Origin of the sequence: Megasphaera massiliensis (assembly GCF_000455225.1) — a bacterium.
In the GTDB taxonomy this organism is placed as follows: Bacteria; Bacillota; Negativicutes; order Veillonellales; family Megasphaeraceae; genus Megasphaera; species Megasphaera massiliensis.
The window spans coordinates 111,377-113,455 of sequence record NZ_HF954558.1 but is presented as its reverse complement, the minus strand read 5'-3'; the positions used below and the strand labels follow the sequence as shown (position 1 = coordinate 113,455).

Below are 2,079 nucleotides of genomic sequence, written 5' to 3'. Positions count from 1 at the left end.
TTTCCTTCGACGGGGCTTTGTTGTAGATGCTGCTTGATTGCTATTTCGTAAACTGCAGGGGGACTGTCGATACGACGACGTCTAAGTAAGGCAGGGTACGGAGTCTTAGCAGCCAGCCGCTCTGGTTGTGAAGCAGGCGGTGCCATAATTTTTTCGTTTCAAATTCCGGGATGAGGACGGTAATCGTATCTTTGGGAGCCGTCTCTTTCCGCAGCTCTTGGATAAAGGTGATGAGCGGGTCTGTCAACTGCCGATAGGGAGACTGGAGCATGATGAGCTCGATGTCAGGTTCCAACTGCTGCCACAAGGTTTTGATCTTTTTGCCCCGTTCATCGTCGCTGTAGACGTTGACGGCATAGATTTTATCTTTCGAACCGCTGATGATCTTGGCGTAGCGAATGGCTTTGGCTACGGCTTGAGTCGGGGACGCGATAGGGATGATGATGATATTGCGGCCTAAGTCGGTGGTCATGACCTTCCTGTATTCCTCCGGTGTCAGCAACAGCTGTTCCCGGACGTCATCATAGTGATGATGGACTTTAAGGAACATATAGACCAAGGTCGGGATGAGCAGGACGATGATCCAGGCACCGTAGATGAATTTGGTGATGAGGACGATGACGACGACGCAGGCCGTGACCAGGGCACCGAAGCCGTTGATGACGGAAAAGAGGCGCCAGTTTCGTTCCCGGCATTGTCTCCAGTGGACGACCATGGCCGATTGGGCAATGGTGAAGGAGAGGAATACGCCGATGGCATAGAGGGAAATGAGGTGCTCAATATTACCCTGGAAGAGGACGATCAAGATGCCGGCCATGAGCGTCAGGACTTGGATGCCGTTAGAATAGCTCAGGCGTTCACCGCGGTTGGCAAAGTAGCGGGGGACGTAGCCGTCGACGGCCATGAAAGAAAGGAGCGGCGGCAGGCCGTTATAGGCCGTATTGGCGGCGATGTAGAGGATGACCATCATCAAAATCTGGATGACGTAGTAAATCAAGGTCCGGCTGAAGATATCTTCGACAAGGAGAGACAACAGGGTATAGCCTTGTGTCGGTAAGAGGTGAAGATAAATGATGAGGTAACCGAGGCCTCCGAGCATGATTGCCAGGATACAGGCCATGACAGCCGTCGTTTCGATGGCGTTTTTTTGCTGAGGCGCCTTGAACATGGTGACGCCGTTGGCAATGGCTTCGATGCCGGTCATAGAACTACAGCCGTTGGCAAAGGCCCGCAGGACGATGAGCATCAGGGCGGCCTGATTCAATGGGGCTACCGTTTCGACAGCGACGGTATGAGCCGTTAGGGTGCCGTTCCAGATTTGATAGAAGCCGCCGATTAAGGTGATCCCCATGGCAGCCAAGAAGAAGTACGTCGGCCAGACGAAGACGGTTGAGGCCTCCCTGGTACCGCGCAGGTTGACGATCATCATCAGGATGAGAACGCCGAGGTCGAGATAGACGTGATAAGGGTGGAGGACCGGAAAGGCACTGACTAGAGCCGCCGTCCCTGAAGAAATGGAAACGGCAACGGTCAGGATGTAATCGGCCAGAAGCGCCGCTCCTGCCGTGAGGGCCGGGTAGACACCGAGGTATTTCATGGCGATGCCGTAAGAACCGCCGCCGCCCGGATTGACCCGGACGACCTGGGTATAGGACAGGGCAACGATGAATAATAAGGCAATGATAGCTAAGACGATAGGTCCGAAATAACGGTATGTCGCTAAGGTCGGTACCGAAGCCAGGACGATGGCAATCTGTTCCGGCCCGTACCCGACGGATGACAGGGCATCCGATGAGAAAATAGGCAGGGCCTTCCATTTTGGCATCTGTTCGCCCTCGAGTTTGGTATTCTCCAAAGGCTTGCCGAGAAGGTGGCGACTAATCGTTTTGAATAGCATGATAGCCTCCTTTTTTAATTGTAAGAAACTGCATTTTGCTAAATACAATTCAGTATAATCCCACTTTATTATCCTGTCAACTGAGATTTTACCCTTATCATTCTCGTTGGGAATGAGGCATTGAAACCCAGCGTAAAAAAAGACATCCTTTGACGCAAGGGAAGGTCAAAGGATGTCTTTTT

At 52.4% G+C, this 2,079-nt stretch carries 1 protein-coding gene; it reads right to left on the bottom strand.

Translation table 11 applies throughout. The features are described 5' to 3' along the window. Positions 1-40: 40 nt before the first annotated feature. Positions 41-1,897 carry an APC family permease gene (locus tag TX77_RS11325; protein ID WP_044505192.1) on the bottom strand — a complete coding sequence of 619 codons (1,857 nt, stop codon included), beginning with the start codon at positions 1,895-1,897 and terminating at the stop codon, positions 41-43. Positions 1,898-2,079 lie beyond the last annotated feature (182 nt).